23 protein-coding genes and 2 pseudogenes are annotated in these 26020 nt (G+C 59.8%); 16 read left to right on the top strand and 9 right to left on the bottom strand.

Translation table 11 applies throughout. The features are described 5' to 3' along the window. The first annotated feature begins 33 nt into the window (after nt 1-33). Nucleotides 34-519, top strand: a complete 486-nt coding sequence (locus CGA21_RS17335) for a GNAT family N-acetyltransferase (RefSeq protein ID WP_188264675.1) — start codon at nt 34-36, stop codon at nt 517-519. A 135-nt stretch (nt 520-654) separates the two neighbouring features. Here the strand turns inward: CGA21_RS17335 and CGA21_RS17330 are convergent, their stop codons facing one another. The 3 genes from CGA21_RS17330 to CGA21_RS17320 form a co-directional block, all read right to left on the bottom strand. Further along, nucleotides 655-1143: a GNAT family N-acetyltransferase gene (locus tag CGA21_RS17330; protein WP_110748796.1), complete on the bottom strand. Its 489-nt coding sequence runs from the start codon at nt 1141-1143 to the stop codon at nt 655-657. Between the two features lie 99 nt (nt 1144-1242). After that, nucleotides 1243-1728 carry a GyrI-like domain-containing protein gene (locus CGA21_RS17325; protein WP_110748794.1) on the bottom strand — a complete coding sequence of 162 codons (486 nt, stop codon included), beginning with the start codon at nt 1726-1728 and terminating at the stop codon, nt 1243-1245. A gap of 67 nt (nt 1729-1795) precedes the next feature. Next, entirely contained in the window at nt 1796-2458 is a 663-nt protein-coding gene (locus CGA21_RS17320; RefSeq protein WP_110748792.1) for a LysE family translocator, read from the bottom strand. A gap of 139 nt (nt 2459-2597) precedes the next feature. Here CGA21_RS17320 and alaC point away from each other — a divergent pair, with 139 nt between their 5' ends. Further along, nucleotides 2598-3815 carry an alanine transaminase gene (gene alaC / locus CGA21_RS17315; RefSeq protein WP_110748790.1) on the top strand — a complete coding sequence of 406 codons (1218 nt, stop codon included), beginning with the start codon at nt 2598-2600 and terminating at the stop codon, nt 3813-3815. A 212-nt stretch (nt 3816-4027) separates the two neighbouring features. Next, nucleotides 4028-4849: an RHS repeat-associated core domain-containing protein gene (locus tag CGA21_RS17310; RefSeq protein ID WP_188264674.1), complete on the top strand. Its 822-nt coding sequence runs from the start codon at nt 4028-4030 to the stop codon at nt 4847-4849. A 150-nt stretch (nt 4850-4999) separates the two neighbouring features. Here CGA21_RS17310 and CGA21_RS17305 read toward each other — a convergent pair whose 3' ends face one another. Next, nucleotides 5000-6352, bottom strand: coding sequence for a GntP family permease (locus CGA21_RS17305; protein ID WP_110748786.1), 1353 nt, complete (start codon nt 6350-6352; stop codon nt 5000-5002). 83 nt (nt 6353-6435) lie between these two features. Next, nucleotides 6436-6969 carry a gluconokinase gene (locus tag CGA21_RS17300; protein ID WP_110748784.1) on the bottom strand — a complete coding sequence of 178 codons (534 nt, stop codon included), beginning with the start codon at nt 6967-6969 and terminating at the stop codon, nt 6436-6438. 214 nt (nt 6970-7183) lie between these two features. Between CGA21_RS17300 and CGA21_RS17295 the strand changes: the two genes are divergently transcribed. The 3 genes from CGA21_RS17295 to CGA21_RS17285 all read left to right on the top strand — a co-directional run bounded on the left by CGA21_RS17295 (nt 7184) and on the right by CGA21_RS17285 (nt 9939). Next, the gene (locus tag CGA21_RS17295) at nt 7184-8215 is read left to right on the top strand and encodes a LacI family DNA-binding transcriptional regulator (RefSeq protein WP_020797076.1); all 1032 of its coding nucleotides are present in this window, start codon (nt 7184-7186) and stop codon (nt 8213-8215) included. Between the two features lie 352 nt (nt 8216-8567). Further along, complete coding sequence (locus tag CGA21_RS17290; RefSeq protein WP_110748780.1) at nt 8568-9206, top strand: glutathione S-transferase family protein; 639 nt, start codon at nt 8568-8570, stop codon at nt 9204-9206. Nucleotides 9207-9378: 172 nt separating this feature from the next. After that, nucleotides 9379-9939, top strand: coding sequence for a hypothetical protein (locus CGA21_RS17285; protein WP_110748779.1), 561 nt, complete (start codon nt 9379-9381; stop codon nt 9937-9939). Nucleotides 9940-10065: 126 nt separating this feature from the next. Here CGA21_RS17285 and CGA21_RS30430 read toward each other — a convergent pair. Continuing rightward, a pseudogene (locus tag CGA21_RS30430) lies at nt 10066-10476 on the bottom strand (methyl-accepting chemotaxis protein); the annotation flags it as partial. 135 nt (nt 10477-10611) lie between these two features. Beyond that, a pseudogene (locus CGA21_RS30425) lies at nt 10612-11280 on the bottom strand (PAS domain-containing protein); the annotation flags it as partial. Nucleotides 11281-12054: 774 nt separating this feature from the next. Between CGA21_RS30425 and CGA21_RS17275 the strand changes: the two are divergent. From CGA21_RS17275 to CGA21_RS17240, 8 genes are all read left to right on the top strand, one after another. Next, nucleotides 12055-14505 carry a penicillin acylase family protein gene (locus CGA21_RS17275; RefSeq protein WP_188264673.1) on the top strand — a complete coding sequence of 817 codons (2451 nt, stop codon included), beginning with the start codon at nt 12055-12057 and terminating at the stop codon, nt 14503-14505. Nucleotides 14506-14693: 188 nt separating this feature from the next. Beyond that, the gene (locus CGA21_RS17270) at nt 14694-15725 is read left to right on the top strand and encodes a ligase-associated DNA damage response exonuclease (RefSeq protein WP_188264672.1); all 1032 of its coding nucleotides are present in this window, start codon (nt 14694-14696) and stop codon (nt 15723-15725) included. Beyond that, nucleotides 15722-17407 (top strand): ATP-dependent DNA ligase, encoded by a 1686-nt coding sequence (locus CGA21_RS17265; RefSeq protein ID WP_179055975.1) that lies wholly within the window; start codon nt 15722-15724, stop codon nt 17405-17407. The genes CGA21_RS17270 and CGA21_RS17265 overlap by 4 nt, the downstream gene beginning before the upstream one ends. Before the next feature lie 233 nt (nt 17408-17640). After that, nucleotides 17641-18423 (top strand): transporter substrate-binding domain-containing protein, encoded by a 783-nt coding sequence (locus tag CGA21_RS17260; protein WP_008060714.1) that lies wholly within the window; start codon nt 17641-17643, stop codon nt 18421-18423. Nucleotides 18424-18479: 56 nt separating this feature from the next. Next, complete coding sequence (locus CGA21_RS17255; RefSeq protein ID WP_110748769.1) at nt 18480-19208, top strand: ABC transporter permease; 729 nt, start codon at nt 18480-18482, stop codon at nt 19206-19208. Next, nucleotides 19205-19915 carry an ABC transporter permease gene (locus tag CGA21_RS17250; RefSeq protein WP_020797087.1) on the top strand — a complete coding sequence of 237 codons (711 nt, stop codon included), beginning with the start codon at nt 19205-19207 and terminating at the stop codon, nt 19913-19915. The genes CGA21_RS17255 and CGA21_RS17250 overlap by 4 nt, the downstream gene beginning before the upstream one ends. A 25-nt stretch (nt 19916-19940) precedes the next feature. Then, nucleotides 19941-21059 carry a succinylglutamate desuccinylase/aspartoacylase family protein gene (locus tag CGA21_RS17245; protein ID WP_110748767.1) on the top strand — a complete coding sequence of 373 codons (1119 nt, stop codon included), beginning with the start codon at nt 19941-19943 and terminating at the stop codon, nt 21057-21059. A 13-nt stretch (nt 21060-21072) separates the two neighbouring features. Continuing rightward, the gene (locus tag CGA21_RS17240; protein ID WP_020797089.1) at nt 21073-21837 is read left to right on the top strand and encodes an ABC transporter ATP-binding protein; all 765 of its coding nucleotides are present in this window, start codon (nt 21073-21075) and stop codon (nt 21835-21837) included. A 4-nt stretch (nt 21838-21841) separates the two neighbouring features. Here the strand turns inward: CGA21_RS17240 and CGA21_RS17235 are convergent, their stop codons facing one another. After that, complete coding sequence (locus tag CGA21_RS17235) at nt 21842-22264, bottom strand: hypothetical protein (protein ID WP_223194168.1); 423 nt, start codon at nt 22262-22264, stop codon at nt 21842-21844. A 235-nt stretch (nt 22265-22499) separates the two neighbouring features. Here CGA21_RS17235 and CGA21_RS17230 point away from each other — a divergent pair, with 235 nt between their 5' ends. Together CGA21_RS17230 and pdeM are read left to right on the top strand one after the other, a co-directional pair. After that, nucleotides 22500-24986, top strand: coding sequence for a ligase-associated DNA damage response DEXH box helicase (locus CGA21_RS17230; RefSeq protein WP_188264671.1), 2487 nt, complete (start codon nt 22500-22502; stop codon nt 24984-24986). Further along, the gene (pdeM, locus tag CGA21_RS17225) at nt 24986-25645 is read left to right on the top strand and encodes a ligase-associated DNA damage response endonuclease PdeM (protein WP_188264670.1); all 660 of its coding nucleotides are present in this window, start codon (nt 24986-24988) and stop codon (nt 25643-25645) included. The genes CGA21_RS17230 and pdeM overlap by 1 nt, the downstream gene beginning before the upstream one ends. A 112-nt stretch (nt 25646-25757) precedes the next feature. Here pdeM and CGA21_RS17220 read toward each other — a convergent pair whose 3' ends face one another. Continuing rightward, on the bottom strand, nt 25758-25967 hold the full coding sequence (locus CGA21_RS17220; protein WP_008060697.1) for a hypothetical protein: 210 nt from the start codon (nt 25965-25967) through the stop codon (nt 25758-25760). Between the last annotated feature and the right edge of the window lie 53 nt (nt 25968-26020).

The raw sequence follows: 26020 nt of genomic DNA, 5'->3' as shown, positions 1-26020 counted from the left end.
AAGACTCATTTCTGTTGGAAAAAGGACACTCCAGTGACAGCCCGACTCGTACCTTACGAAAGCCTGAACGCGCTGCAGCGCCAGCAGGTCGAGGCGATCGAAGTGCATCCGGAACAAACCAGGTTTTCAGGCGACATTCACGGTGCGTTACACACCCTGTTGTCCAGGCCCGGCCCCGGCGTCAAGGGATTTGCCCTGCTGGCTGATGCGGTGCCCGTGGCCTTTCTGCTGCTCAAACGCCCACCGGTGCTGCCGCACTGGGCCGATGAACACAGCGCCACACTGCATGCGTTGCAAGTCGACCAGCGCGCGCAGGGCAAGGGTTATGGCAAGGCCTGCCTGCAAGCGCTGCCAGAGGTGGCGCGCCTGGCGTGGCCGGAAATCAGGGGATTGGAATTGTCGGTGGATGCCGACAACGACGCCGCCATTGCGTTGTATGCCAAGTATGGTTTCGTCGACAGCGGCGAGGCGTACAAGGGCCGGATCGGCTATGAGCGGCGGATGGGGCTGCTGTTCTGACCGGCACACACGCCCCCCTGTAGGAGCGAGCATGCTCGCGATGGAGGTCAACGATGACGCGGGAAACCTGACGCCCCGCGGTGCCCTCTGGTTTTTCGCGAGCAGGCTCGCTCCTACAACGATTCTGCGTCGGGTTTAGAGGTTCAGCACCATCTCATGCCAAGCCATGCCGCCATGGTCGGACGCCGACGGCTTGATGTAGGCAAAACCAAAGCCCGCATACAAAGGAATATGTCGTTCCTTGCACATCAGGTTGATGCTGACCTTGCCCATCGCACGCATACGTTCGATGAACTCGCCCATCAAGCGCTTCGCCAGGCCCTGCCCCTGATAGTCCGGGTGCACGACCACCGACATGATCACCACGTGCGGGCCCGCCGGATCGTGGCCAATCAGTTCCTTGAACGCTTCGTCGGACATTTCCACCTGGAACGCCGCTCCGGAATTGATGAATCCGGCGACCACTCCATCCACTTCAGCGACGATGAAGCCCTCAGGCCAGGTGGCGATGCGGGTGGCTATTTTTTCGCGGGTGGCGGCTTCGTCGCCTTCATAAGCCAGGGTTTCGATGGCGTAGCAGCGGTCCAGATCAGCGGGCGTGACGTGGCGGATGACGGTGTTCATGGCGAGTCGCAAATCAGTTGGAAAGGACGAGGATCATAAAGCAGCGTCGATAGGACATCGAGAGACGAATCGTTTTTGATCCGCCTCCCGACACAGGGGTCATGCCTTGATCGGCAACCAGAGTTCCAGCTTGCCGGTCTTGAGCCTGGGGTTGAAGTCTTCGCTGTAGCGCTCGAATTCCGGGGCGTTCAGCAGCTCGCGCCCGGACTGCGGAAGCCACGTGCCATGGATGTACTGGAAGGTCTGCGGCAAAGACTCCAGCGGCCCCTTGTGTTCGAACACCACATACTGCTGAGGCTGGATCTCGACCCAGCGGTAGGTGTCCGGCAAATCATCGAGCTTGCTGATCTCGACACCCGCGATGTAATCAAAGCCGCCCTTGTCATCGAAATTGCAGCAGACGCCGTAGGTCACTTCGCCCTTTTGCCCTGGAACATTGCCAATATGAGGAATGAATTTTTCCCAGAGTTCGGGAATGTCTTTTACGGTTTGCTGGGTGAAGTGTCCGCCAAGCCCTGCGATCAGCAGGAAGTGTCCATGTTCGAAGCGGGGTTCCGTCACTTCGACGCTTGTTTGTTCATCCATGACTCGACTCCTGGAAGGTAAAAGTGGGTTCGGCTGGGAGTATAGAAGCCAAACCCGATTCGCCCAGTTACAGCGCGTGCAAGGGCTCGACGGCACCTGCGCCGACAAACTCGTTGTAACCCGATAGAATCACGTACACCGCGAAATAGCAGAAGATCGCCGCCGATGCCAGGTAGGAGTAACGCAGCAGCTTGTCGCCGAGCAACTTGCCGCCGTGGCTCGCTGCGAAACATAGTCCGGCGGACCACAGCAAGCCAGCGCAGAGAAACCCGCCAAGAAACAGCGCGGAGCTGAGCGGACCGCCGCCACCGGAACGGGCGATCAACGTGCCACCCACTGCGGCGAACCAGAGAATCGCGCTCGGCGACGACATGGCGAGAAAAATCCCACGGAAAAACTCTTTGCGATGGGAGTTATGTCCCACCTCGGCGGTTTCGGCCAACAGCGCCTCATGGTGGATAGCCGAGTAAATCATCTTCGCCGCGAAATAGACCAATAGCGCCGAACCGCCGATCCACAGCACCCAGCGCACGGTTTCGTATTGCAGCAAAACCGTCATGCCGGCCAGCGCCAGCACGGCGTAGATCAGGTCACCGACGCAGGTGCCCAAGCCCAGGGCGAAGCCTTGAAAATAGCCGCGCTGCATCGCCAACGTGATCATCGCGATATTGGCGACGCCGATGTCCAGGCACAGCGAAAGGCTCAACAAGAAGCCACTGGTAAATTCCATTAAACCCTTTCCTTTGGAAAAATTTGTTTACGTTGAGGCTGGACAGTCTGCCATAGCTGATCGTACATTCCGCCACAGGCCACCGCAGTGGCCAGCGTCGCTCGGACGGTTCCGGGCGCTTACGTTATCCGAGGCAACAATGGCCGAACAAGGTTCGCCGCGCCGCTTTGCGCGCATCGATCGACTCCCCCCCTACGTTTTCAACATCACTGCCGAGCTGAAGATGGCCGCCCGTCGTCGTGGCGAAGACATCATCGACTTGAGCATGGGCAACCCCGACGGCGCCACCCCGCCACACATCGTCGAAAAACTGGTCACTGTCGCCCAGCGCGCAGACACCCATGGCTACTCCACGTCCAAGGGTATTCCGCGCCTGCGCCGAGCCATTTCCAATTGGTACAAGGAGCGCTACGAGGTCGACATCGACCCGGAAAGCGAGGCCATTGTCACCATCGGTTCCAAGGAAGGCCTGGCACACTTGATGTTGGCCACCCTCGACCAGGGCGACACCGTGCTGGTACCCAACCCGAGCTACCCGATCCACATCTACGGTGCCGTAATTGCCGGCGCCCAGGTGCGTTCGGTGCCGCTGGTGCCGGGCGTGGATTTCTTCGCTGAACTGGAACGAGCCATTCGCGGTTCGATCCCGAAACCGAAGATGATGATCCTTGGTTTCCCGTCCAACCCCACCGCCCAATGCGTGGAGCTGGATTTCTTCGAACGGGTGATCGCCCTCGCCAAGCAGTACGACGTGCTGGTGGTGCATGACCTGGCCTACGCCGACATCGTCTACGACGGCTGGAAAGCCCCGTCGATCATGCAGGTACCCGGCGCCAAGGACATCGCCGTCGAATTCTTCACCCTGTCCAAGAGCTACAACATGGCGGGCTGGCGTATCGGTTTCATGGTCGGCAATCCGGAACTGGTCAACGCCCTGGCGCGGATCAAGAGCTACCACGACTATGGCACTTTCACCCCGCTGCAAGTGGCGGCCATTGCGGCACTTGAAGGCGATCAGCAATGTGTGCGCGATATCGCCGAACAGTATCGGCAGCGCCGTAACGTGCTGGTCAAAGGCTTGCATGAATTGGGCTGGATGGTGGAAAACCCGAAAGCGTCGATGTACGTCTGGGCCAAGATTCCCGAGGCCTATGCGCACCTGGGCTCGCTGGAGTTCGCCAAGAAACTGCTGGCCGAGGCCAAGGTCTGCGTCTCGCCGGGTGTTGGTTTTGGTGAGTATGGGGATGATCACGTGCGCTTTGCGCTGATCGAAAACCAGGACCGGATTCGTCAGGCCGTACGCGGGATTCGCACAATGTTCCGGGCGGATGGTCTAGGCACCAAAACCAACGCCTGACACAAAAAACAGTGGGAGCGGGCTTGCTCGCGAATGCGGTGCATCAGTCACCATGGATGTGTTTGACACAACGCTTTGGCGAGCAAGCCCGCTCTCACATTTGGCTTTGTATTGCACTCTCGCTACCTGGTAGTTCTGTCAGTTCCCGGCTCAGGGACAACGTGAAATGCTGGAGACCTTTATTGACTTGTAGTCATACGAAGAGGTTCTTCATGTCCCCATCCAATCCGTCCAATCACAGACCTCGTCTTCGGCAACACACCGTGCTGTTAGCGAGCGACAGCAAAAGCTCTGTACTCGCCGAAGTGGCTGGTTGTATCAATCACATGGCGTATTTCCCCTATGGTCAGCAGTCTGCCCAGCAGAAGGTCATGACGCACGTGGGTTTTAACGGCGAACTGCGCGAGGCGAGGACTGACTGGTATTTTTTGGGGAATGGTTACCGCGTCTACAATCCGCGATTGATGCATTTTCATAGCCCGGACAAATTCAGTCCATTCGGGAAGGGTGGATTAAATGCCTATGCGTACTGTGGGTGCGAGCCGGTGATGCGAACGGATCCGACAGGAGAGGGTTGGGTTTTTAAAGCATTTGCGTTCTTCAATGAGCTTTTTTCTGGTGTCGGTCCAACTGGCGCAAGTACGAGCCGATCCGCCACCCTAGTCAAACCGGCTGAAAAAAAGGGATGGTTTTTGGGTGCAATGGAGGATGCAATGAAAAACAGCCAAGCGCCTTTCCATACGCCCAGTCGTAAGGTCCCATTAGGGAAGTCGCGCAGACCCAATGCCGAGAGGCATTATCCTCCCTCGTATTCCCATGGCATAAGCAATACGCCTGAAACAAGACAAGCAAATGAAGTAACTGGCGCACAGAATCCGACTGTGTCTCGCAACACGTCGGTTTCCAGCTTCAGCTCTGGCTACAGTTGGACTTCCGATTATGAGAGTCGACTTGAGGCCCTGAAGAGAGGTGACGCCCCTCCCCCTCAACAAACCAAACCATCAGGTAAACCGCGGGAGTTGCGAAATGCTTAAGGAGGGTAGGCTAGTCAGAATATAAAACGTCCGACACCGAACCTTTAGGACCACTTCAGCTTGCTGACGATCGCCGACTCGGTTATGACGTTCAACCAAGTCGCCTGCATCGCCAGCAAGCCGGCTCCTACAAAATCCGTGCGGTATTGCTTATACGAACAACGACAACAACAGGATAAAGCCCAACCCCACCACCGACAGGATGGTTTCCATCGCCGTCCAGGTCTTGAAGGTTTCGGCCACGGTCATGTTGAAGTACTGCTTCACCAGCCAGAAACCGGCGTCGTTCACGTGAGACAGGATCAAGGAACCGGCACCGGTGGCCAGCACCAGCAGCTCACGGTTCACACCCGGAATCATCCCCACCACCGGCACCACGATGCCGGCGCCAGTAATGGTTGCAACGGTCGCCGAACCGGTGGCAATACGAATCACCGCCGCCACCAGCCACGCCAACAGGATCGGCGAAATTTGCGCGGCCACCGCCATGTGGCCGATCACGTCACCCACGCCGCTGGTCACCAGCATCTGCTTGAAGCCACCACCGGCACCGATGATCAGGATGATCGCGGCAGTCGGTGCGAGGCTCGCGTCCAGCCATTTGAGCATCTGTTGCGAACCGATGCCCTGCTTGTAGCCGAAGGTGTACAGCGACAGCAGCAACGCCAGCAGCAGCGCCGAGATCGGGTGACCGATCAGGTCCATGAAAGTGCGGAAGAAGTTGCCGTCCGGCAGCACCACATCGGCAAAGGTTTTCAGCAGCATCAGGAACACTGGCGACAACACGGTGACCAGGGTGATGCCGAAGCTCGGCAGATCGCCTGCATCCGATTCACGCGCCAGTTGGTCCACCAGTTCCTGATTCGGATGACCGGGGATGTGCTTGGCGATGAACGTACCGAAGATCGGGCCGGCAATGATCGCTGTCGGCAGCGCAACGATCAGGCCGTACAGAATGGTTTTACCGATGTCGGCACCGAACACGCCGATGGCCAGCAACGGACCCGGGTGCGGCGGCACCAGGCCATGCACCGCGGACAGACCGGCCAGCAGCGGGATACCGATCTTGATGATCGACACGCCAGTGCGGCGGGCAACGATGAACACCAGCGGAATCAACAGTACGAAGCCGATTTCGAAGAACAGCGGGATGCCCACCAGGAAGGCAGCGAACATCATTGCCCACTGCACCTTGTCCTTGCCGAAGGCGCGGATCAGGGTCTGGGCGATCTGGTCCGCCCCGCCCGACTCGGCCATCATTTTTCCGAGCATGGTCCCCAGCGCCAGGATGATCCCGACGAAACCGAGCACGCCACCAAAGCCGTCCTGGAACGCCTTGATGATGGTGCCGATCGGCATGCCTGAGGTCAGCCCGAGGAAAGCGGCGGCGATGATCAGGGCAATGAAAGGGTGGAGCTTGAACTTGGTGATCAGGACGATAAGTCCGATCACCGTGACCACTGCGTCAAGCAGCAGAAACGTCTCGTGGGACATGCCAAACATTAGGGGTGTCTCCTGGTTGTTGTTGTTATTAAAGCGGGTAATTCGAAAGCCATAAGGACAGCGCTATCTCTACAAGCAAAAAATTAACTGGCGCGCTTCAAGCCATGCTCGAGCCACCAGAGGTGTGCCTGGACAGCCAGTTCGTCAACGCTGTGGATCGAGGCATTGAGCGCCAGTGTCAGTGGCTCGCCCTTGGGAGACTCGAGGGTGGCGAACTGACTTTCGATCAGGGTTGCCGGCATGAAATGGCCCGGCCGATGGGAGACGCGTTCGGCGGCGACTTCCGGGGTCAGCTCCAGGAACACAAAACCCAGGCCTGGCAAGGCACTGCGCAGTTGTTCGCGATAGATGTGCTTGAGCGCCGAGCAGGTCAGCACCGGGCGCTGGCCCAGGGCATCGATGCGGCGCAACTCATCGCACAGGCTGTCGAGCCAGCCGGCACGGTCTTCATCGTTCAGGGGAATTCCCGCGCTCATCTTTTCGATATTGGCGGCAGGATGGAAAGAGTCGCCTTCAATGGCAGTGGCGCCGCTCAGTTGGCACAGGGCTTCGCTGACGCACGTCTTGCCGCAACCGGCAACGCCCATGATGACCAGGGCGGTGATGGGATGATTCATGTAACACCTCAGCGCGCAGACAGCGCTACCTTTGCAAGCTATGACACTCGATCAAAAGTAGAAGTTGCCGACGCCTTCTTGTCATTTTTGTGGGTTGCAGCATGTTTGTCCCAACGCCAAAAAGCGAGGATCAGGCGAACCCCCACTTACGCATTTGCAGCTGCATCGAGACAGCGCTACCTTAGTGCCTTGAATTTTGTTTGGCAAGCCGTCGATGACTTCAACTAAAAACGATAAAAATACCCGCACCACTGGCCGCCCAACCCTGAACGAAGTGGCACGCCTGGCCGGCGTCAGTCCGATTACCGCTTCGCGCGCCTTGCGCGGGGTCAGCACGGTGGCCACCGAACTGGTGGAAAAAGTCCAGAAAGCCGCGCTGGAACTCAACTACGTGGTCAACCCCGCGGCCCGTGCCTTGGCTTCGGCGCAGAGCCATTCGGTGGTGGTGTTGGTGCCGTCCTTGTCCAACCTGCTGTTCATCGACACCCTGGAAGCCATTCATCAGGTGTTGCGCCCCAAGGGCTTCGAGGTGCTGATCGGCAACTTCCATTACTCGCGCGACGAAGAAGAAAACCTGCTGCGCAACTACATGGCCTATCAGCCCCGTGGCTTGCTGCTGACCGGTTTCGACCGCACCGAAAGTTCGCGACGGATGATCGAGGCCAGCAACATCCCGTGCGTGTACATGATGGAGCTCGACAGTGCTGCCGGGCTCAATTGCGTCGGCTTCTCGCAATTGGCTGCCGGCGAAACGGCGGCCGAGCATTTACTCTCGCGTGGGCGCAAGCGCCTGGCCTACATCGGTGCGCAATTGGACCAACGCACTCTGTTGCGCGGTGAAGGTTTTCGCAAAGCCCTGAAAAAGGCCGGCCTGTATGACCCCGACCTGGAAGTGCTGACCCCGCGCGCCTCGTCCGTCGGCTTGGGCGGCGAGCTGTTTCTGCAACTGCTGGCCAGTCACCCCGATGTCGATGCGATTTTCTTCGGCAACGACGACCTGGCCCAGGGCGCCTTGCTTGAGGCCATGCGCTGCGGGATCAAGATTCCCGAACAGGTGGCGATTCTTGGCTTCAACGATTTGCCGATGTCGGAGCACATGGTCCCGCGCCTGAGCAGCATCAACACGCCGCGCGAAGCCATCGGCCGTCGTGCGGCGGAGCAGATGCTGACGCTGATGGCTGGCAACACAGTAGCAAAACCTGTGCAGGACATGGGGTTTGAGCTGAAGGTACGCGAGAGTACTTGAGTCCGGTACTTCCCCCCGCTATGAAACGATAGCGCCGCGAAACCGGATGCCTCCTGGCGACCAGGCCTACGAGGCAATCCGGGCCCGCAGCTGTATTTCGAAACACATTTCGTCCTGCGCTTCACGCAGAAATGAATGCTACGCCAGCAAGAACACAGGCTTGGTTAGTCGGCCCAAGACCGTGTTCGATCTGCCTGGTCGCAGATCCGACACGCCGTACCGTCAAGCGGTGCGACGCCCACGCCTTGGGATTTCAACTAGTCTTGAATGTGTTTCTCATCCCGCTGAGTGCTCGCTGTGGCTGAAAAACTGTTAATTTCCTGAAGCGCACATACGCTAACGGAGTAGCACAATGGAACACACACTGAAGATTCTGGGAAAAGCCTCGTCGATCAACGTCAGAAAGGTCCTGTGGACCTGTGAGGAGTTGGGCCTTTCCTACGAACGCGAGGATTGGGGCAGCGGTTTTGCCTCGACCCACAGCCCTGAGTTTCTCCGGTACAACCCCAACGCGCAGGTGCCGGTGATCATCGATGAGGCCGGTGTGCTGTGGGAATCCAACACCATATGCCGCTACCTCTGCGCCAGGCACCAGCATCACCACACGGAGCTGCTACCCAGCGAACCGGCCGCCCGTGCGCGGGTGGAACAGTGGATGGATTGGCAAGCCACCGATCTCAATTCGTCCTGGAGTTATGCGTTCATGGCGCTGGTGCGCAAGGATCCGGAATACCAGGATACGCATCGCATTGACATCAGCGTGCGCGGTTGGAACCAGAAAATGGCCATCCTCGAACATCAGCTCGCAACCACCAAGGCGTATGTCGCCGGGGCAAAATTCACCGTGGCCGACATTGTCATCGGACTCTCGGTCAACCGTTGGCTGATGACGCCCATGGAGCGTCCCGACTATTCGGCCGTCGACGAGTATTTCAAACGCCTGGCGCAACACCCGGGGTTTCTCAAACACTGCTGTAACGGCTTGCCTTGAGCCACTTCCGATAGCGGTCGACCGCTGCCGCCCGGCGGCAAGGCCTGACCGCAAACCCACCTTGCCTATTGGGGTTAATTCATTCTAACAATTTGATTTAATTGATATTTTATCTACGGGCATACTATTTGCTGAAGCACTGCACCGCCAATACCTACAAGGTCCGCTTATCATGTTGGTCAGTGCAAAATTAAACCTGGTAACCCCCCTTCCCAAACGCCCCGGTGAGGATCCGACCGCGGAAGCCGCCGCCGGCCTGCAAAGCGTCATGACGCAGGCCTTGCAGAACAACCTGCAGGCGCAAACCACGCAAACCAGCACCCAGGTCGAGGAATCCGCCACGCATCTGGCCACGCAACAGGTGAATGAAGCCACTCGCATCAGCGATAACGTCGACGAAGCGTTCGCCAAGACCCGCGTTGGCCTACAGGCAACCTCCGCGCCGCTGCCTGAGGACGTAAAAGACAGGATCGGCGATGCTTCGGCGACAGCCGACTTCAAAGACTACATGAGCAAGACCCCGGAACAGCGCATGCGCGATGCGATCCTGCAAGAGATGGGATTGAGCCAGGAGGAGATCGATCAGATGCCACCGGAGAAACAACAAGCCATCGGCGAAGAAATAGCCCAGCGCGTGCGGGAGAAGGCGCAGATGGCTGCAGCCGAGAAAGACCAGCGCAAGGGTGAACACACCAGTATCGAGGGTGTGGACAAGCTCATCGCCTCGCTGTGATGGTTGTTGTAGGAGCGAGCATGCTCGCGATGAACCCGAGAATGACGCGGGGCGCCAGGATCCCAGCGTCATCGTTGACGACCATCGCGAGCAGAGCTCGCTCCTACAGGGAAATCAAGGGGGTGATCAGTTCAACTGCAAAGTCGAGTTGAACTGACTGATCGCGTCCACCACATGGCGCGATCCCTGCTGGATTTCCAGGATCACTTCCCCCGCCTCGTTCGCCAGCTCCACGCCCAGCCCGGTTCGACTCAGGCTCGACTGCATGCTCGATACCGCACTCAATGACAGGTCGTGGTTCTTGCGCACCACATCGACAATTTCCAGGGTGGCCTGGCTGGTGCGTGCGGCAAGGCTGCGCACTTCATCGGCCACCACGGCAAACCCTCGCCCGTGCTCGCCGGCACGGGCCGCTTCGATGGCGGCGTTGAGCGCCAGCAAGTTGGTCTGATCGGCAATCCCGCGGATGGTCTGGACGATGGTGCCGATGATGTCGGACTGTTGGTTCACCGCATCGATGCTCAGCGCCGCCTGGTTCAAGTCCCTGGAGATATCCTGGATGATCTGCACCGTTTGCTGCACCACCTCGGAGCCCTTGCGCGCGCAGGCGTCGTTTTGCACCGAGGTACTGTGAGCCGAATCCGCGGCGGTTTGCAGGGTCGTCATTTGTTGGGTGATGTCGCTGGCGAACTTGACCACTTTGTAAAGGCGGCCCTTGGCGTCGAATAACGGATTATAGGAAGCTTCCAGGTATATCGTCTGGCCCTGCTTGTTCTTGCGCTCGAAACGATGCGAGTGATATTCGCCTCGGTTCAGCGAGGCCCAGAAATTCCTGTAGCCCTGGGATTCCGCTTCGGCACGATGACAGAACATGCTGTGATGCTGACCGACGATTTCATGGAGCGAGTACTGGGTGGTTTTCAGGAAGTTTTCGTTTGCGCTGATCACTCGGCCTTCGGGGGTGAATTCGATCACCGCCATGGAGCGACCAATCGCGGCGAGCCGGCTTTCGTTTTCGTGTTCCTTGATAACCCGGGCAGAAATGTCGGTGGCCACCTTGATCACGCTGCGTACCTGCCGGTCCGGCCCCAGCACCGGCATGTAGCTGGCTTCGAGCCAGATCTCCTTGCCGCTTTTGTCCAAGCGCAGAAAGGTTCCGCTGATCGGTTCGCCCCGCGCCAGGTCTCGCCACAACCTGGCGTACTCCTCACTGCGGTAAAACGCCTCTTCACAGAATATCCGGTGATGTTTGCCGCGCACTTCGTCGGCGCTGTAACCCATGACCTTGCAAAAATTCTCGTTGGCATCGAGGACCGTGCCATCGGGACTGAATTCAATCATCGCCATCGACCGGCTGACGGCAGCCAGCTTGGCGTTGGCCTCAGTCAGCGCGCAGCTGAAACGTTCGATTTCCAGCAGGTCAGCCTTGTGATGCAGGTTAAACATGGTCGTACCACCTATACGCGTTTATGAAAGTTGCTGGTCTTTCAAATCCACCACTACGTTCAATAGAACAGGTACACGCATCCCTCCAAAAAGGAGGAATGAACAGGTGATAGGTGATGTTCGATCGGAGGAAGTCCTTATCGCGACACTCCCATCAAGACATCCTTCTCTTGATAGCCCGGCGTCGGGCCAGCCCTAACGTGCTCATAAGCGAACTCCATTTCCAGACAACTTCCTGCAAGTGTGTCGGTGCCTTGAATTGCGCACTCTGGCAGCTTGGCTCGATGATCCAATGCCGACGATAACGGTCGGCATGGTTAGTTAGCGTCAGCATAGACATCGGTCTTCGGCTTGCAAGGCCACTAGTCGGCCAGCATCGAGGACAAAATCGGTTCAGCGCGCCTCCGGGGGGCACACGTAACCATAATCACAGGTGCGATCTGACTGGCCTGCGTCGCCAGGCACGCTGAACCCCTTCAGCGCGAGCGCAAAACAAGCGTCGCGTCAGCACAATGGATTGTCTACTGTCAGAAATAACAGGCTCGACCGATGGCGCCGTCAGGTCGATTGTTGAAATAACCCCGCATCCCGCTTGCGCGGCCCCCTCCTGCTCACTAACGTAGCGCCTTTATTGCGCGCCGCCGCCTTTACCCCCGCAGGAGCTTTGCCATGGCCTCGCCAGCCCTTTCACATTTTCTACCCCGGTTCGGCGTTGCCGCAGCAGTAGCGGGTGTCTTGAGCCTGACCGGTTGTCAGAGCTTCAATGCCCAGGACACCCTCCCGCCCATCTCCGGCGTACAGCCGCTCAAAGGCCTGGCGCAGAACGTTTCGGTTCGGCGCAATGCCATGGGCATGCCATTGATCGAAAGCAGCACCTTCCACGACGCACTGTTCTCCCTCGGCTATGTCCACGCCAGTGACCGCATCACCCAGATGGTCACCCTGCGCTTGCTAGCCCAGGGTCGATTGGCCGAGATGCAGGGGGCGGACCTGTTGGACGCCGACCGCTATATGCGCGCGGTCAACCTGAAGAAAAGCGCTGGCGAGTTGTACAAGGCCTCCTCACCGCGACTCAAGCGCTTCTTCGAAGTCTATGCCCGCGGGGTCAACGCCTATCTGTTCCGCTACCGCGACAAGCTGCCTGCCGACCTCGCTGCCACCGGGTACAAGCCTGAGTACTGGAAGCCGGAAGACTCGGCACTGATTTTCTGCCTGCTGAACTTCAGTCAGTCAGCCAACCTGCCCGAGGAAATTGCCTCGCTGGTGCTGGCCCAGAGCCTCAACACCGACAAATTGCCGTGGCTGACCCCTTCGGCCCCGGATGAAAAACTGCCACTGGCCGAAAGTGAAAAGCTGCAAGGCATCAAGCTCAGCGGGCAAGTACCGGGGCTGGCCGAGATCAGCAAGGCCACCGGCCAGTTGTCCGAGCTTAATCTGCTGGGCGCCACCTCATCGAACAACTGGGCCATTGCGCCGCAGCGCAGCCGCAGCGGTAAAAGCCTGCTGGCCAGCGACAGCCACGGGCCGATGGGGGTACCGGCACTGTTTAGCTACGTGCAGATCCGCACATCGAAGTACCAGGCTTCCGGTGTGACCCTCGCCGGGTTGCCGATCATCCTGGGAGGCTTCAATGGCAAAGTCGCCTGGAGCATGACCAGCGTCATGGGCGACAACCAGGACCTGTTCCTGGAAAAAATCAAACGCCAGGGTAATGGGCTGTCCTACGAAACCGCTGGCAAGTGGCAGTCGGCGATCGTGCGCAACGAAACCTACTTCGTCAAAGGCCAGCGGCCGATTCGCGAAGCGATATTCGAAACCCGCCACGGCCCCCTGCTCAACAGTGCCCAGGGCCTGGCGCAGGGCAGCGGGTTCGGCCTGGCCTTGCAAACGCCGAACTTTACCGACGACAAGAGCCTGGACGCCTTCTTTGACCTGTCCCGGGCGCAGAATGTCGAGAAAGCCTCGGACGCCAGCCGCGAGATTCGCGCCATTGCCTTGAACCTGGTGTTTGCCGATGCCAGCCACATTGGCTGGCAAGTCACCGGCCGCTATCCAAACCGCCGCGAAGGCGAAGGCCTGTTGCCCTCGCCTGGTTGGGAGGGACGTTACGATTGGGACGGTTACGCCGACCCGATGCTGCACCCCTACGATCAGGACCCGGCCCAAGGCTGGCTCGGCACCGCCAACCAGCGGGTCATCCCCCATGGCTATGGCATGCAGCTATCCAACTCCTGGTCGGCACCGGAACGTGGCGAGCGCCTGGCCGAACTGGCCGGCGCGGGCAAGCACGACACCCGTAGCCTGATCGCCATGCAGTACGACCAGACCACCACCTTCGCCGCCAAACTGAAGAAAATGTTCGAAGCACCGGGGATGTCACTGCCGCTCAAGCAGGCCATCGAGGCCTTGCCCATGGCGGATCGCGGCAAGGCACGCGAGGCCCTGACCCGCTTGATGGCATTTGACGGCAAACTCAGCCCGACCTCCGCCGATGCGGCGATCTACCAGTTGTTCCTGCAGGAAAGCACCCGGCAGATTTTCCTCGATGAATTGGGGCCACAAGGCAGCCCGGCGTGGCAAGCCTTCATCGCCAATGGCAGCTTGTCGTACGCGGCGCAGGCCGATCACTTGCTGGGGCGCGAAGACAGCCCATTCTGGGATGATGTGCACACTGCGCAGAAAGAAGACAAACCGGCGATCCTCGCCCGCAGCCTGGCGGCGGCGATCACCGCTGGCGACAGTCAGTTGGGTGGCGATCATAAAGCCTGGCAGTGGGGCAAACTTCACCGCTATGAGTGGAAGAACGCCAGCGGCCAGACCGTGCGAGGTCCGCAGCCAGCCGGCGGCGACCACACCACCCTCAACACGGCCGCCTATGCCGTGGGCCAAGACTTCAACACCACACGGGTGCCGGCCATGCGCCTGATCGTCGACTTCGGCCAGCCCGAACCGCTGATGGGCCAGATCGCCACCGGCCAGTCCGGCAACCCGGCCAGCCCGAACTACCTCAACGGTATCGAGCCATGGCTGAAGGGGCAGTACCAGAGCTTGCCGATGCAGCCGGAGAATTTTGACCGGGTGTATGGAACCAAGCGCCTGACCCTGACACCTGGAAAATAACCACATTCCCTGTAGGAGCTGCCGCAGGCTGCGATCTTTTGATCTTGATCTTTGAAAAAACAAGGTCAAAAGATCGCAGCCTGCGGCAGCTCCTACAGGGGGTAGGTTGTTTACCCGGGAATTCCCGATAGAACTTCTTCGCCCGCGCCAGCCTCCTAGCTAACAAGCCCCTCCACCTGGATAACAACGTGGACCTTGTCATCGCGCGCCCCGAAGGCTTGTACTGTCCTCCAGGCGATTTCTACATCGATCCGTGGCGGCCGGTCGAGCGTTCGGTCATCACCCACGCCCATGGCGACCACGCCCGCACCGGCAACCAGCATTATCTGGCGGCAGCACCCGGTGAAGGGATACTGCGGGCGCGACTGGGCCAGGACATCGACCTGCAAACCCTGGCGTATGGCGAGCGGTTGCTGCATCACGGCGTCACCCTGAGTTTCCACCCCGCCGGCCACGTACTCGGGTCGGCCCAGGTGCGCCTGGAATATGGCGGGCAGGTCTGGGTGGCGTCAGGTGACTACAAGATCGAACCCGACGGCACCTGCGCGCCGTTCGAACCGGTGCGCTGTCACACCTTCATCACCGAGTCGACCTTCGGCCTGCCGATCTATCGCTGGCAGCCCCAGGCGCAGGTCTTTGCCGAGATCAATCAGTGGTGGCAGGCCAATGCCGAGCAAGACAAAGCCAGCGTGCTGTTCTGTTATTCCTTCGGCAAGGCCCAGCGCATTCTCCATGGCATCGATGCCAGCCTCGGGCCGATCCTGACGCATGGCGCGGTGGAGCCGCTGAACCGTGTCTATCGCGAGGCCGGCATAGACCTGCCACCAACGCTCTACGCGGGCGACTTCCAAAAGAGCGATCCGATTCTGCGCAAAGCGCTGGTCATCGCTCCGCCTTCGGCCGGTGGCAGCACCTGGATGCGTCGTTTCGGCGACTACAGCGACGGTTTCGCCAGCGGCTGGATGCGCTTGCGCGGAACACGTCGGCGACGCGGGGTGGATCGCGGTTTCGTATTGTCCGATCACGCAGACTGGCCGGGTTTGCTCTGGGCAATCGAACAGACTGGCGCTGAGCGGGTAATGGTCACGCACGGCTCCGTCGCGGTATTGGTGCGCCACCTGCGTGAACAAGGCCTCGATGCCCAGGGCTTTCGCACCGAGTACGGTGACGATGAGGAGGCATCGACCGCCGAAGCCGAGAGCATCGAGGCGCTGCCATGAAGGCTTTCGCCCAGCTGTACGCCGAACTCGACGCCACGACATCGAGCAACGCCAAGCTGGCGGCCATGCAAGATTATTTTGCTCAGGCCGCCCCGGAAGATGCCGCGTGGGCGGTGTACTTTCTGTCCGGAGGACGCCCCAGGCAATTGGTGCCGGTGCGCGTCCTGCGGGAATTGGCAGTCGCGTATTCCGGGCTTTCGGCATGGCTGTTCGAAGAAAGCTACCAGGCGGTGGGCGACCTGGCGGAAACGATTTCCCTGGTGTTGCCCGAATCGCCTTATCGCTCCAGCGACGGCTTGGCGGTGTGGATCGAAGAAAAACTGCTGCCATTGCGTGGCGAATCCCCGCAGGTGCTCGCCGAACGCCTGCCCGCTCTCTGGTCACAACTGGACCGCCCCAGCCTTATGTTGTGCATCAAGTTGATCACCGGCAGTTTTCGCGTGGGTGTCTCGAAGTTGCTGGTGACCCGAGCCCTGGCCTCCATGACTGGCCTGGATAGCAAGCGCGTGGCCCAGCGAATGGTCGGCTACACCGACTTGTCCAACCGCCCCACGGCCGCCAGCTACTTGAAGTTGATCGCCGCGCAATCTCCCGACGAACATGCGCAACGCGGCGGCCAACCGTATCCGTTTTTCCTCGCCCACGCCCTGGCACAACCGGTCGAACAATTCGAAGCGCTGCTCGGTGCCGCCAGCCAGTGGCAGGTCGAATGGAAGTGGGATGGCATCCGCGCCCAGATTGTCAAACGCGAAGGACGCCTGTGGATCTGGTCGCGCGGTGAAGAATTGGTCACCGATCGCTTTCCTGAATTTGACAGTCTGATCCACTGCTTGCCCGACGGCACCGTGATCGACGGCGAGATCGTCGCCTGGAAAGCCGCTCACACGGGGACCGAAGATGCCTTCGATCCGCCCACGGATTCCCCTGCCGTACAACCTTTCGCCCTGTTGCAGCAGCGGATCGGCCGGAAAAACCTCACCCGCAAGATTCTCAATGAGGTGCCGGTGGTCATCCTCGCGTACGACTTGCTGGAATGGCAAGGCGAGGACTGGCGCAATCAGCCGCAGAACCGGCGGCGCAGTCAATTGGAGGAGCTGATCACCCAAGCTAACAACCCACTGCTGCTCGCCTCGCCTTTGTTGACCGGCGAAGACTGGTTCGACCTCGCCCGCCAGCGGGAAGCATCGCGCCGGCTCGGGGTCGAAGGCATGATGCTCAAGGCTCGGGACGCGCTCTACGGCGTCGGTCGCACCAAGGACATGGGGGTCTGGTGGAAATGGAAAGTCGACCCGTTCAGTGTCGACGCGGTGCTGATTTATGCGCAGCGCGGCCATGGCCGCCGCGCCAGTCTCTACAGCGATTACACGTTCGCCGTCTGGGACGCGCCACCCGACGCCAGCGAGCGCGCGCTGGTGCCGTTTGCCAAGGCCTATTCAGGGTTGACCGATGAACAAATGCGCCAGGTCGACAACATCGTGCGCAAAACCACGGTAGAAAAGTTCGGCCCGGTGATCAGCGTCAAGCCGAGCCTGGTGTTTGAACTGGGTTTCGAGGGCATCGCCTTGTCCAAACGCCACAAAAGCGGGATTGCGGTGCGGTTTCCGCGGATGCTGCGCTGGCGCCAGGACAAATCGGTCGAAGAGGCTGATCATCTGGGAACGTTGCAGGACTTACTTGGTTAACCCGCTACGTGGAATTTAAGGCGGTCCCGTGGTGAGGCCTCGCTTCAGAAAAGTGCAGGCTTTTCACGACGCCCATTTTCGTGCACTAATCCCCTCCTGCAATTTCCCGAACACCTTTTAAACGCTTGTTCGGCACTCTGGTTCGGAAATTGCTACTTTCATTAGGGCTTACGCTTACCAGTAACAATAATTCTGCGCCACAAGCGCTCATATTGGTTCTTAGGGATTGAATAATGAAAAAAGCATTGCTGACCCTTTCTGCACTGGCGTTGTGCGTGGCAGCCGGTTCCGCGCTGGCAAAGGAATACAAGGAATTGCGTTTTGGTGTTGACCCTTCCTACGCGCCGTTCGAGTCGAAAGCGGCCGACGGCAACCTGGTAGGCTTCGACATCGACCTGGGGAACGCGATCTGCGCTGAGCTGAAGGTCAAGTGCAAATGGGTCGAAAGCGACTTCGACGGCATGATTCCAGGCCTCAAGGCCAATAAATTCGACGGCGTGATCTCTTCGATGACCGTCACCCCGGCCCGCGAAAAAGTCATCGACTTCTCCAGTGAACTGTTCTCCGGCCCAACCGCCTACGTGTCCAAGAAAGGTTCTGGCGTGACGGCCGACGTCGCGTCGCTGAAAGGCAAGACCGTAGGCTACGAGCAAGGCACCATCCAGGAAGCCTACGCGAAAGCCGTCCTGGACAAGGCAGGCGTTAAAACCCAGGCCTATCAGAACCAGGACCAAGTGTATTCCGACCTGACTTCCGGTCGTCTCGACGCCGGGATCCAGGACATGCTGCAAGCCGAACTGGGCTTCCTGAAGTCGCCAAATGGTGCCGATTACGAAATCAGCAAGCCGGTCGACAGCGAACTGCTGCCCGCCAAGACAGCAATCGGCATTAAGAAAGGTAACACCGAGCTGAAAGCACTTTTGGATAAAGGTATCAAAGCGTTACACGATGATGGCACCTACGCCACTATTCAAAAGAAACACTTCGGCGATCTGAACCTGTACAGCGGCAAGTAATGCCCGGCGCCCATCTCGCGATGGGCGCTTTTTTCATCCGATCAGGTTGCTGATTTATGTTCGAAAACCTCTTAAACACTCTGGGGCTCTCCGCCTTCAGCCTCAAGGGCTTTGGCCCGCTGCTGATGGAAGGCACCTGGATGACCATCAAGTTATCGGCGATGTCGCTGCTGGTGGCCGTATTGCTCGGTCTACTCGGCGCCAGTGCCAAGCTGTCGAAAATCAAACTGCTACGCCTGCTTGCACAGTGCTACACCACGCTGATTCGCGGGGTGCCAGACCTGGTGCTGATGCTGCTGATCTTCTACAGCCTGCAAACCTGGCTGACGTCGCTCACCGATTACATGGAATGGGAATACATCGAGATCAACCCGTTCAGCGCCGGGGTACTGACCCTGGGTTTCATCTACGGCGCCTACTTCACCGAAACCTTCCGCGGCGCGATCCTCGCCGTGCCTCGCGGGCAGGTCGAAGCGGCCACGGCCTACGGACTCAAGCGTGGCCAGCGGTTTCGTATCGTGGTGTTTCCGCAAATGATGCGCTATGCCCTGCCGGGTATCGGCAACAACTGGATGGTCATGCTCAAGGCCACTGCACTGGTGTCGATCATCGGCCTCGCCGACCTGGTCAAGGCGGCCCAGGATGCGGGTAAAAGCAGCTATCAGCTGTTCTACTTCCTGGTGCTCGCCGCCCTGATCTACCTGGCGATCACCAGCGCCTCCAACGTCATTCTGCGCTGGCTCGAACGCCGCTATGCCGCGGGTACCCGGGAGGCCGTGCGATGATCGAACTCCTGCAGGAATACTGGAAAGCCTTCCTCTACACCGACGGTCAGAACATCACCGGCCTGGCCATGACCCTGTGGTTGCTCAGTGCATCGATATTCATCGGCTTCATCGTCTCGATTCCGCTGTCGATCGCCCGGGTTTCACCGCACTTCTACATTCGCTGGCCGGTGCAGTTCTACACCTACCTGTTTCGCGGCACACCTTTGTATATCCAGCTGCTGATCTGCTACACCGGGATCTACAGCCTGGCCGCCGTGCGCGCGCAACCCTTGCTCGACAGCTTCTTTCGCGATGCGATGAACTGCACCATCCTGGCGTTCGCCCTGAACACCTGCGCCTACACCACGGAGATCTTCGCCGGGGCGATCCGCAGCATGGCCCACGGTGAAGTCGAAGCCGCCAAGGCCTACGGCCTGACAGGCTGGAAGCTGTATGCCTACGTGATCATGCCTTCGGCCCTGCGTCGCTCGCTGCCGTACTACAGCAACGAAGTGATCCTGATGCTGCATTCGACCACCGTGGCGTTCACTGCGACTATCCCGGACATCCTGAAAGTCGCTCGGGACGCCAACTCGGCGACCTTCCTGACCTTCCAGTCGTTTGGGATCGCCGCGCTGATCTACCTGACCGTCACCTTTGCGCTGGTCGGCCTGTTCCGCCTCGCCGAACGCCGATGGCTGGCCTTCCTCGGGCCGACTCACTAGGACCCCGCTTCGGGAAACACGACAAATGCGCCACCAGATACATGACTTGCTGGCCCCGCTGCCGGGGACTGCACGACAGATCCACAGTTTTCACTTCGGGCCGCAACCGGCCAACGGCAAGATCTACATCCAGTCGTCCCTGCACGCCGATGAAATGCCCGGCATGCTGGTGGCGTGGCACCTCAAGCAACGCCTGGCGGAGTTGGAAGCCGCCGGCCGGCTGCGCAGCGAAATCGTCCTGGTACCCGTGGCGAACCCGCCGGGCCTGGAGCAAGTGCTGATGGATGTACCGCTGGGGCGCTATGAGCTCGAAAGCGGGCAGAACTTCAACCGCTGGTTCATCGATTTGAGCGAAGAAGTGGGCAACGCGATCGAAGGCCAACTCGGCGACGACCCGCAGCGCAACCTCGAACTGATCCGCAACAACCTGCGCCAGGCATTGGCGCGGCAGACCGCCAGCACCCAGCTGCAATCCCAGCGCCTGACCCTGCAACGGCTGGCCTGCGATGCCGACATGGTGCTGGACCTGCATTGTGACTTCGAAGCAGTGGCGCACCTGTACACCACGCCCGAAGCCTGGCCGCAGGTCGAGCCGCTGGCTCGCTACATCGGTTCACAAGCCAGCCTGTTGGCCACCGATTCCGGTGGCCAGTCATTCGATGAATGCTTCACGCTGCTCTGGTGGCAATTGAAGGAGCGCTTCGGCGAGCACTTCGATATTCCGCTGGGGAGCTTTTCAGTCACCGTCGAGCTCCGCGGCCAGGGCGACGTCAACCACCCGCTGGCCAGCCAGGACAGCCAGGCGCTGATCGACTATCTGATTCACTTCGGCGCGATTGCCGGTGAGTCGGCGCCGATGCCCGACCTGCCCTACCCAGCCACCCCCCTGGCCGGAGTGGAACCCGTGGCGACGCCTGTTGGCGGGCTGCTGGTGTTCAGTGCGCTGCCGGGGCAATACCTGGAAGCCGGGCAACTGATCGCCGAAATCATTGACCCCATCAGCGACCGTGTCACGCCTGTCCATTGCACTGCCGCCGGCCTGATGTACGCCCGCTCGCTGCGCCGCATGGCCACCGCCGGCATGGTGATCGCCCACGTCGCGGGCGCCGAAGCCTATCGCAGCGGCTACCTACTTTCGCCTTGAGGATGCATGCTCCATGTACAAACTGACCATTGAAGGCCTGCATAAAAGCTATGGCGACCATGAGGTGCTCAAGGGCGTTTCGCTCAAGGCCAACACGGGCGATGTCATCAGCCTGATCGGTGCCAGCGGCTCCGGAAAAAGTACCTTCCTGCGCTGCATCAACTTCCTCGAACAGCCCAACGATGGGGCCATGAGCCTCGACGGTCAGGCAATCCGCATGATCAAGGATCGTCATGGCATGCACGTGGCCGATGCCGATGAACTGCAACGAATCCGCACCCGCCTGGCCATGGTGTTCCAGCATTTCAACTTGTGGAGCCACATGACGGTGCTGGAAAACATCACCATGGCCCCGCGCCGGGTGCTGGGCTGCAGCAAGCAGGAAGCCGAAGACCGCGCCCGACGTTACCTCGACAAGGTCGGGCTGGCAGCACGCGTAGCGGATCAATACCCGGCATTCCTTTCCGGTGGCCAGCAACAACGGGTGGCGATTGCTCGCGCGTTGGCCATGGAACCGGAAGTGATGCTGTTTGATGAACCAACCTCGGCGCTCGACCCGGAACTGGTGGGAGAAGTGCTCAAGGTGATCCAGGGCCTGGCTGAAGAAGGCCGGACCATGATCATGGTCACCCATGAAATGAGCTTCGCGCGCAAAGTGTCGAGCCAGGTGTTGTTCCTGCACCAGGGCCTGGTGGAGGAAGAAGGTGCGCCGGAGGATGTGCTGGGCAACCCGAAGAGCGAGCGTCTGAAACAGTTCCTCAGCGGCAACTTGAAATAAGCGTTCATCCCCTGAAACGGGAGCCAGGCTGACTGGCTTCCGTCACTTGACTGGCTTCATGCTCAAGCCTGAAGCTGCCGTTTTCCACCTCGATGCCGTCGGCATCCAGGCCGCGGAAACTTCCGGCAAACTGTGCGTCGCCTCCCACCGTCAATTCAAGCGCGCCTCGATACAGCTCCGCTTCCGAGCTGCCCGTCACATGAATGATCATCGGGGAGCGTTCACTCAATCCCAGATGAAACCTGCCGCTGTCGATACCCTGCGGCAGATAGAGATAAAACGCCTTGTCCGGACCATCGCTCGCGCCAAGGCAGTGCAAGCCCGGCTGTTCGAAATAGTCGAGCGTTGGCGCTGCCCGAAACGCGAGGAGCTTCCCACTCTCCGTGATCAAATCGGCGCGCAAATGCCCTGCACGAACTGACTTCATCTGAATGTTCCTTTTCATATTCATGGTCGACGACTCGCTGTCGGCCTTGGCAAGACGCGCAGGGCGAACAGCGCAGCGATAAAACCACGACCCATCGGCCAATAGGTTTCAACGACAAACACAGTTATTTCCGAATATGAGAAATGCTCGGCGAAGACCGCACGCATCAGTCATTAAACCTTTCGGGTTGCGCCGTGGTCAGTCAAAGAACACTCTCAGAGCGCACGCCGCCGGTATGGGAACCACCACCGACTTCGCCAAACGCTGGTTCACCGCTCGCGGCTGGAAGCCGTTCACCTTTCAGAAACAGGTGTGGGCAGCCGTTGAACAAGGACAATCCGGTCTGTTGCACGCCAGCACCGGCGCCGGCAAAACCTATGCGGTCTGGTTCGGCGCACTCAATCGCTTCGCACGCTCTGCACCTGCGGTTGAAACACCACGCAAACGAAAACCCGTAGCCGATCCCCTGACCGTTCTCTGGATAACCCCGATGCGCGCCCTGGCTGCCGACACCGCCCGCGCACTGCAGGTGCCGCTGCTCGACTTGCAGATACCCTGGAGCGTCGGCCTGCGCACGGGCGATACCAGCAGCAGCGAACGTGCACGCCAGAGCCGACGCTTGCCTACCGCGCTGATCACTACCCCGGAAAGCCTGACGTTGATGCTCGCTCGAGCGGATGCACACACAGCACTCTCTACCTTGCGCATGGTCGTGGTCGACGAATGGCACGAATTGCTCGGCAACAAGCGCGGCGTGCAACTGCAACTTGCGCTCGCCCGCCTGCGCCGCTGGAACCCGCAATTGATCGTGTGGGGCGTTTCCGCGACGCTGGGCAATCAGGACCACGCCGCGCAGGTATTAATCCCACAGGGCGGCTGTATCAGCGTTCAAGGCCAGACGGATAAAAAACTGCAGGTTGATACGCTGCTGCCGCCCGCGATCGAACGCTTTCCATGGGCCGGGCATATCGGCCTGAAAATGTTGCCGCAGGTCGTCGCGCAACTGGATGACAGCGCCAGCAGCCTGGTTTTCACCAATACGCGTGCGCAATCGGAAATCTGGTATCAAGCGTTACTTGAAGCCCGACCGGACTGGGCGGGGGTGATCGCGCTGCATCACAGTTCGCTGTCCCGTGAAACCCGTGACTGGGTGGAACGCGCCCTAAAGGAAGGTCACCTCAAAGCCGTGGTCTGCACCTCCAGCCTGGATCTGGGCGTGGATTTCCTGCCAGTGGAGCGGGTGCTGCAAATTGGCTCGGCCAAAGGCGTGGCCCGCCTGATGCAGCGCGCCGGGCGTTCCGGGCATGCGCCGGGACGCGTTTCCCGGGTGACGCTGGTGCCGACGCACAGCCTGGAGCTGATCGAAGCCGCAGCGGCACAGGACGCGGTGGCCCAGCGACGGGTCGAACCTCGAATATCACCGCATAAACCCTTGGATGTGCTGGTCCAGCATCTGGTCAGCATGGCATTGGGTGGCGGGTTTGTGCCCGATCAGTTGTTTGATGAGGTACGCGCCGCCTGGGCTTATCGTGATCTCACGGAGGCGGATTGGACTTGGGCGCTGGCTTTCGTACGTCATGGCGGGCTTTCCCTGACAGCCTATCCGGATTACCGCCGGGTCGAGCCGGATGAACAGGGAATCTGGCGTGTACCCGATGCACGATTGGCCCGCCGCCACCGCATGAGCATCGGCACGATTGTCAGCGATGCGAGCATCCAGTTGAAATTCTGGAGCAAGGGCGGCGGTGGCAAACAACTGGGCAGTGTTGAAGAAGGTTTCATCGCGCGACTCAAGCCGGGCGATGGTTTTCTGTTTGCCGGGCGGCTGCTGGAGTTGGTACGCGTGGAAAACATGACCGCCTATGTCAAACGCAGCACCGTAAGGAAAGCCGCGGTGCCGCGGTGGAATGGCGGTCGCATGCCCCTTTCCAATGAGCTGGCGCAAGCGGTGGTCACGCGCTTCAGTGAGGCGGCGCGCGGCGAGTTCAGCGGCCCGCAAATGCAGGCATTGCGCCCGCTGCTGGAGGTTCAGCAACGCTGGTCTGGCTTGCCAACGTCGCAATCGTTGCTGGCCGAGGCGTTGAAGTCCCGTGAGGGCTGGCATCTGTTCCTGTATCCCTTCGCCGGCCGCCAGGTGCATCTGGGCCTGGGCAGCTTGCTGGCGTGGCGAGTCAGTCAGCAGCAGGCCGTGACGTTTTCCATCGCGGTCAATGATTACGGGCTGGAATTGCTGAGCGCCACCCCGGTGGACTGGGTGCAAGCCCTGAGTCCGGGCTTGCTGAGTCCAGACAATCTGCTCAGGGACGTACTCGCCAGCCTGAATGCCGGAGAGCTGGCCTTGCGGCGCTTTCGGGAAATCGCCCGGATCGCCGGACTGGTGTTCGCCGGTTACCCCGGTGCCGCGAAAAGCACACGCCAGGTTCAAGCCTCGAGCGGGTTGTTTTACGAAGTGTTCAAACAGTACGACGCGGGCAATTTGCTATTGGCTCAGGCCGCAGAAGAAGTCCTGCGCGAGGAACTGGATATTCATCGCCTGGAACAGACGTTGGCGCACATCAGTCAGCTGCGTCTCGACCTGCATCAAGTCAAACGTCCTACACCCCTCGGGTTTCCGCTGCTGGTGGAACGTATGAGAGAGAGTATGAGTTCGGAAAAACTCGCCGACCGCATCCGACGCATGGTCAGCGACCTCGAGAAAACCGCCGGAACAGGGAAAGCCTGATGAGTACGCCCTACCCCGTGCGACTGGCCGGCGAGGAGCTTTGGCTGCTGCCGGAAAAAGCCCTCTACTGGCCTGCCCGGCAAGCGTTGTTGATCGCCGACGTGCACTTCGGCAAGGCCGCCGCTTACCGAAGCCTTGGCCAACCAGTCCCCCAGGGCACCACCCGCCGCAACATCGCCGTGCTCGACGGACTGCTGGCCACCCTGCCCTGCCGACAGCTGATTTTCCTCGGCGATTTTCTTCACGGACCGGGTTCCCATGCCCGCGCCACGCTGCAAGCATTGACTGACTGGCGAACACGCAATGCCAAGCTGGCCATGACGCTGATTCGCGGCAACCATGACAAGCGTGCCGGGGACCCGCCGGCCTCGCTGAACATTCGAGTGGTCCCTGAGCCTTTGCTGCTAGGGCCGTTCGCTTTGCAGCACGAACCCCTGCCGCATGCGGATCGACATGTGCTCGCCGGTCATGTGCATCCGGTTTATCGACTCAACGGTCGGGGTCGGACAAGCCTGCGGCTGCCATGTTTCAGGCTGGGCGGGGACATCAGCCTGCTACCGGCCTTCGGGGCGTTTACCGGAGGTTATCGGGTGGAACAGGACGACGACTGTAGGATTTTCGTCATCGGCGACGACGAAATCTGGCCGGTGTCCCTGTAGGAGCGAGCATGCTCGCGATGGACGTTAACGATTATGCGGGCTTTCTGGAAAAACTCAGCGCCCTCACGTTCTTCGCGAGCTTGCTCGCTCCTACAGAAGAAGACAGCGGGTCTCAGGCAACTGGCGCGGGAGGCGGCTCATCCGGCAGGGTCGGTTCACCGGGTTCGGTCGGTTGTTCGTTGGGCGTATCTGGATCAGGTTGGCCGGGGATGCCCCCCGCCATGCTGACGGGCGGATGTGCCAACAAGGACCAGGCCAGGACGCCAACCTGATTGGGCTCAAGCCTTGCCAGTTCGGCACTTATTCGTGGATCGATCTTCATAAAGCACTCCTGGGCGATGGCCCGATCCGCCTTACGCGAATCGGAACAGTACA

The organism is Pseudomonas sp. PSB11, from assembly GCF_014596605.1.
GTDB classification, from domain to species: Bacteria; Pseudomonadota; Gammaproteobacteria; order Pseudomonadales; family Pseudomonadaceae; genus Aquipseudomonas; species Aquipseudomonas umsongensis.
Note: the sequence above shows the minus strand (reverse complement) of the source record. Positions and strands in the feature narration are given on the sequence as shown.

Bases quoted from the DNA above. Each gene is read 5' to 3' on its own strand.
- CGA21_RS17260 (WP_008060714.1), top strand. From the start codon at position 17,641: ATGAAAAAAGCATTGCTGACCCTTTCTGCACTGGCGTTGTGCGTGGCA.
- CGA21_RS17255 (WP_110748769.1), top strand. From the start codon at position 18,480: ATGTTCGAAAACCTCTTAAACACTCTGGGGCTCTCCGCCTTCAGCCTC.
- CGA21_RS17295 (WP_020797076.1), top strand. From the start codon at position 7,184: ATGACTTCAACTAAAAACGATAAAAATACCCGCACCACTGGCCGCCCA.
- CGA21_RS17250 (WP_020797087.1), top strand. From the start codon at position 19,205: ATGATCGAACTCCTGCAGGAATACTGGAAAGCCTTCCTCTACACCGAC.
- CGA21_RS17325 (WP_110748794.1), bottom strand. From the start codon at position 1,728: ATGGATGAACAAACAAGCGTCGAAGTGACGGAACCCCGCTTCGAACAT.
- CGA21_RS17265 (WP_179055975.1), top strand. From the start codon at position 15,722: ATGAAGGCTTTCGCCCAGCTGTACGCCGAACTCGACGCCACGACATCG.
- CGA21_RS17275 (WP_188264673.1), top strand. From the start codon at position 12,055: ATGGCCTCGCCAGCCCTTTCACATTTTCTACCCCGGTTCGGCGTTGCC.
- CGA21_RS17230 (WP_188264671.1), top strand. From the start codon at position 22,500: ATGGGAACCACCACCGACTTCGCCAAACGCTGGTTCACCGCTCGCGGC.
- CGA21_RS17240 (WP_020797089.1), top strand. From the start codon at position 21,073: ATGTACAAACTGACCATTGAAGGCCTGCATAAAAGCTATGGCGACCAT.
- CGA21_RS17285 (WP_110748779.1), top strand. From the start codon at position 9,379: ATGTTGGTCAGTGCAAAATTAAACCTGGTAACCCCCCTTCCCAAACGC.
- CGA21_RS17290 (WP_110748780.1), top strand. From the start codon at position 8,568: ATGGAACACACACTGAAGATTCTGGGAAAAGCCTCGTCGATCAACGTC.
- pdeM (WP_188264670.1), top strand. From the start codon at position 24,986: ATGAGTACGCCCTACCCCGTGCGACTGGCCGGCGAGGAGCTTTGGCTG.
- alaC (WP_110748790.1), top strand. From the start codon at position 2,598: ATGGCCGAACAAGGTTCGCCGCGCCGCTTTGCGCGCATCGATCGACTC.
- CGA21_RS17300 (WP_110748784.1), bottom strand. From the start codon at position 6,969: ATGAATCATCCCATCACCGCCCTGGTCATCATGGGCGTTGCCGGTTGC.
- CGA21_RS17330 (WP_110748796.1), bottom strand. From the start codon at position 1,143: ATGAACACCGTCATCCGCCACGTCACGCCCGCTGATCTGGACCGCTGC.
- CGA21_RS17245 (WP_110748767.1), top strand. From the start codon at position 19,941: ATGCGCCACCAGATACATGACTTGCTGGCCCCGCTGCCGGGGACTGCA.
- CGA21_RS17310 (WP_188264674.1), top strand. From the start codon at position 4,028: ATGTCCCCATCCAATCCGTCCAATCACAGACCTCGTCTTCGGCAACAC.
- CGA21_RS17305 (WP_110748786.1), bottom strand. From the start codon at position 6,352: ATGTTTGGCATGTCCCACGAGACGTTTCTGCTGCTTGACGCAGTGGTC.
- CGA21_RS17320 (WP_110748792.1), bottom strand. From the start codon at position 2,458: ATGGAATTTACCAGTGGCTTCTTGTTGAGCCTTTCGCTGTGCCTGGAC.
- CGA21_RS17220 (WP_008060697.1), bottom strand. From the start codon at position 25,967: ATGAAGATCGATCCACGAATAAGTGCCGAACTGGCAAGGCTTGAGCCC.
- CGA21_RS17235 (WP_223194168.1), bottom strand. From the start codon at position 22,264: ATGAAGTCAGTTCGTGCAGGGCATTTGCGCGCCGATTTGATCACGGAG.